Genomic DNA, 5,030 nt, shown 5'->3' on the forward strand with positions numbered 1-5,030 from the left:
GGCAAAAGAATATATTGCCAATCGACTTTTTACATCTATTGAAGAGCTAGAGTATTTATTACATCGCCTCTTAAATGTTCGCGTAGCGTCCCGTAGGGAAGGAGAGTTAATTATTAACTGGGATAGAAAAATTAACAATAAAGGAAATAATTCTATCCCAGTTTAAATGTGTAATAGCTTAATCTAATTTTTCGAGAATGATGACCTCGGAATTATTATCAGCACAAATGGAGCTAATTACATTTAATTCTCGGTCGAGATGGAGGTGCAAAAGTAAAAATTTATCGGCGGGCCTCAGCCGGTTGAGTAGGTTTTGCCGGTAGTTTATTCGCTTTGCATTATTATAAAACGAAATGTGTTCTAAGTGTGCCTCATCAAAATTTTCGATGAGCAAAATGTGGGGCCGGTCGCTAGGTTGGGCGGGGGGAAGTTGGAGGTTATTGATGGTTTGCATAGGCTTTTTCTAAGAGTGTGAGGGCATCATCCCACCGGCGTACAATTTGAAAGGGAGGAACTGTCCGCCGCTGTTCAATTATTCCGTAAGCTTCGAGGGTATTTAGTTGTTCTTGTAAGGCTTCTGTTTCTATTCCTAATATGGTGCTTAATCCCATTTTTTGTTGCAAAATTGTTTCTGTTAACTCTGATGTGGAATTTTGAAAATCTCTCTTCCAAAGTTTCGCCAAAAAATAACCAATGAGGTAAGCATTGGGGAGGTTAACGGGGCCGGTTTGATAGGTGTTTTTGTCAATATTTTGAATAATATTGCATCCTGCGAGGGCGTTTTTTTCTGTATAGGTTCGCAAAATATATTTGAGCCGGTCTGCTATAACTTCAGCTTTTTCTTCAAAAATTCCTTGCGTTTGGCTGACGAATTGTTGGCTGGTAAATTGGCGGTTGTGAGGTAAGAAAACGTGAACAAAATAAGGCCAACCTCCCCATTCGGCGAGGTTTTCTGGGGGTTCTTTTAGCCCTTTGTCTCCAAAGCTTAAATAAAAGTGCATTAGCCAGTCTGTAATGAGGTTTTCTAAAGAAGAATCAAGGCGAAAAACAATTTTGCCCTCTTCGCTGAGGTGGTAATCTTTAATTAAACCGGCACGACTGGCCCAGCTTTTAATTTTTCCAACTTTGGCGTTTCCTAGGCCGGTTTTTTTCATTAAGTTTTCTAGGTCATCTTTTAAGCCTTTATCTTCTGTAGCGACCTGAATAATACGGCGTATTTCTTCTTTTTTGAAAGGAAAATTCCCGTTAAAATGGAGTTGCAAGTTTGCCATGATGTTTTGCCGAAATTGTTTGATACTACGTCGTTAAATTGAATTCGTCGCCGGTTGAAATCGGCGTCTACATGAATAAAGTCCTACGGACTAAATAGGATTTATTTTAACCCCGGAGGGGTTTTTTTCATGTAGAGGTGGGTTTTAACCCGCCGCGAAAACTTAATCGGATTTAGTATTAATTATTAAACCATAAATTCAAGTCAAAGAAACCGGGTTTCTTAAAGAAACCCGGTTTCTATTTATACAAAGCTAAAGTCACCGGCCACTGGCGTGTACGTTTTCAGGTTTGCTAAATCATAAACTCCACCGGCAATTTTATCAACGTCAGGATCATAGCCTAATATTTTGTCACCGGCACTGTTTGTATATACATAAAATGCTGCGCCGCCATTTCCTGAATAACCGGCTGTTGTGCTGCCTGTTTGGGTGGCTAAGGTTTGGTTGGCTAAGGTGCCGGTGTTGACTCCGGGGCTGTTAATTATTATGAGTTCGTGGCTGCTAATATTGTCTGCTGCGGAGGTGATTGTTATGGCACTAAAAGGAAAGAATATGCTGGTGTTAATGTTGTCAAAAGTAGCAGAGTTAATTTGGATTTCGTCGCCGGTATTGAAGTCGGTAATAATGTCTGTTCCTTCGTTGGGACGAGTGTAGATAAATGTGTCGTTATTTCCTGCACCTGTTAACGTGTCGTTTCCAAGACCGGCTAAAAAGATCTCTGAGAAACCAAATGTTGACCCATTGAAAAAGAAACCCATACCTCTGAGGTTATCATTTTCAGAAGTTCCTAAACGCAGCCTAGAATTATTTTCTACTGCGCCAATATCGGGAGTACCGTTTCGTGGAATTTTATTTTGATCAGGGGTGGTAACGCTTGGGTTGCCCGCATTTATTGCCGGACTTCCTGCTAGTAATGCGTGCGTAAATGTGGCGCTACCATTGTCTTGTAGGGGGCCGAGTTGGGGGTCGATGGGATTAGTTGGTGTACCGATTTGATCGCCGATTGTGGGGGTAATTGTGGCGGCACTCTGATTAGTAATCAGGTTGTATCCTTCGGAGGTAAAGGTTCCTACTAAGCTGCTAGTACCTGGATTTGGGCCAATAATTGTATTTCTTAATGAGGCTGTGCCGGTGTTGAAAATTGCTGCGCCTTCTCCAGTACCGGGAATATCGGGAGCCCCAACGGCAAAATTATTTGTTAGGGTGCTGTTGCTAATATTTAATGTTCCGCCGTTACGGATACCGCCCCCTTCGTTTAGTTGCTCACCGGTGTATTCTGCACTGTTTCCAGAAATTGTGCTATTTCTAATGGTAAGGCTGCCCCCTAATTCGTTATAAATACCCCCACCATATTGAGAAAAGTTATTTGAAATGGTGCTGTTGTTAATTGAAACAGTGCCACCGACATTATTATATATTCCTCCACCCGCGCCTCCAAAAAATTGTGAACTATTGGAGTCTAAGGTGCTATTTGTGATGTTTAATGTGCCGCCGTTGTTGTAAATTCCTGCCCCCATTTGGCCGACATTATTTGTAACGGCTGAGTTAATAAGATTGATTGTTCCACCGTTGTTAAAAATCCCGCTGCCGCTGCCAAGAAAATCAGAACCTTCGGTGATCGTGAGGTTTTTGAAAGTTGCTGTAATGCCGTTATTGACAGTAAAAATTCGCCCAAATGTTTGATTTGCACTAATAATTAATTGTTGGGGACTGTAACCGGCTATTGTGAGAGGATCGGTAATTTCTGGCAGGGAAGAAAGTAATGTGAGTTCGCCAGTGAGATTAGTAAAAGTGATAGTTTCTGCGCCTGGGGTATTGTTAGCGATAATGATCGCTTCTCGCAATGATCCGCGCAAGGGTGCGTTGTTGTCGCCGTTGTCGGCAAGGGTTGTGACATCTACACTATCATCGTTTAGAATGGTGCCGGTGGCGCTATTGGGGGTGCCATTTGTATAAGTTGAGCGGTTGTCAAGTGTGAGAACTACGGTTTCGTCTGGCTCAATTCTGTAATCAGGTGTGGAAGTGATGTTAACAGTAGCGGTGGCGCTGTTGGCGGCAAAGGTGACGACATTACTAGGGGCAACAAAATCATTATCGCTTGTGAGAGAAGTTCCGCTCAGGGTGTAGCTAATAGTGAGGGGGCTGCTGAGGGGAGTGTTGAGGCTGTCGCTACGGGTGAAAGTGTACACGAGGGGGGTATTGCTGTTTTCGGCAACGGATACAGGAGAAACGGCTATAGTGACGGTTGGGTTTGCCGGCAAGGGTGCATTGACATTGAAAATTTGCTGCGTAGAATTGACGGGATTATTATTAGTATCAGTGACTTGATTTGCTTGCAATTGTATTGTGTAATTGCCGTTATCTGCTAAATCCCAAGTGCCACCAGGTGCGGCTATTTCATAGATGGCTGTTACGGGGGTTGTTTCTGTTGCCGGAGTGACGTTTATGAGGGTGGCGTTTAGATTGGTATTGTTAGGGCTGATAACGATAATATCATTGTCATCAATGCTGCTGAGGTTGATATCAACATTATCGAAATATTGAACCCTAAATTGGTAAGTTGTAGCGCCACCTTGGCTAATATTCGTACCCCCAATAATGGCGGTGGGAGCGGTGGTATCTACATCATCATTTAACAGCGTTAAGGTTGTATTCTGCAAGCTTCCTAGTGTTGCGCCACCACCGGGATTTACGAGTCTTAAATTAATGGTTTCGTCTGCTTCTAATTCGCTGTCGCCAATGAGGGGAATAACGATTTCTTTTTCTGCTGTATCCCCATCGACAAAGGCGATAGTCTCCGGCAAATTTTTGCTAAAATCATCACTGTTGGCAGTACCCGGAGTGCTATCAAGAATTACTTGGGCTGTGACTTCTCCTTTGCTGCCATTTATCCGCCGAATTTTTGCTGTCAGGATGTTAGGAATGCCAGGGTTTCCTTCCAATTCGTTGCTACTATTAGTAACAAATTCTATTTCTCCTGCTTCGTTATCTACAATTGTTAAGCTGGCTGTGCTTTGATTTCCAAGAGTTGCGCCACCGGCAAGATTTATTAAAGATAAATTCAGAATCTCATCGTCTTCTCCCACCAAATCATCAACAATTGGAATCGTGATAGTTTTAGGTGTATTATCTCCATCAGCGAAATTAATTGTAATAGGAGAATTGTCATAATCATCGGGAGAAATAGCACTTGCATCGGTGAGTTGAATGGTGGCGCTAACTGCTCCATTTGTACCGCCGCCGCGTGTGACGGTGACGGGAATAATGGCGATGCCATTTTCATTGATGCTGAAGTTGCCGGTGCTGAATTGGAGGGTGCCGGGGTTGGGTACTTCGTTGTCTAAAATTGTTAAAATCGCTGTATTTTGTGTGCCAAGAGTTGCGCCACCGGCAGGGTTTTGTAGGGTTAAATTTACCGTTTTATCTCCATCTAAAATAGTGTCGTTTACAACTGGAATATTAATGCTTTTTGTCGTGCTGTCACCATCAGCAAAAGTGATGTTTATGGGAGTATTATTGTAATCTTGGGGTGAGGTAGCAGTGCCGTTATTTAAAATAATCGTTGCGCCAACATTCCCATCACTTCCGCCGGTGCGTTTAACTTGCACTTGTATTACTGCTGTGCCGTCTTCATTGACGCTAAAATTTGTATTTGTAAATTCTAATATTCCTGTTATGGGATCTGTTATGGGATCTGTTATGGGATCTGTTATGGGATCTGTTATGGGATCTGTTATGGGATCTGTTATGGGATCTGTT

Annotated in this window: 3 protein-coding genes; all 3 read right to left on the reverse strand. The window is 42.7% G+C overall.

What is annotated here, in order from left to right; all coding sequences use genetic code 11:
* Window positions 1–178: 178 nt before the first annotated feature.
* On the reverse strand, window positions 179–454 hold the full coding sequence (locus NG798_RS16850; protein ID WP_261224854.1) for a hypothetical protein: 276 nt from the start codon (window positions 452–454) through the stop codon (window positions 179–181).
* On the reverse strand, window positions 438–1,271 hold the full coding sequence (locus NG798_RS16855) for a DUF4007 family protein (protein ID WP_261224855.1): 834 nt from the start codon (window positions 1,269–1,271) through the stop codon (window positions 438–440). Before NG798_RS16855 ends, NG798_RS16850 begins: the two co-directional genes overlap by 17 nt.
* Window positions 1,272–1,513: 242 nt before the next feature.
* Window positions 1,514–5,030: Calx-beta domain-containing protein (locus tag NG798_RS16860; protein ID WP_261224856.1), on the reverse strand; the 3,517-nt coding region annotated here is incomplete at its 5' end.

The sequence above is a fragment of the Ancylothrix sp. D3o genome (assembly GCF_025370775.1).
In the GTDB taxonomy this organism is placed as follows: domain Bacteria; phylum Cyanobacteriota; class Cyanobacteriia; order Cyanobacteriales; family Oscillatoriaceae; genus Ancylothrix.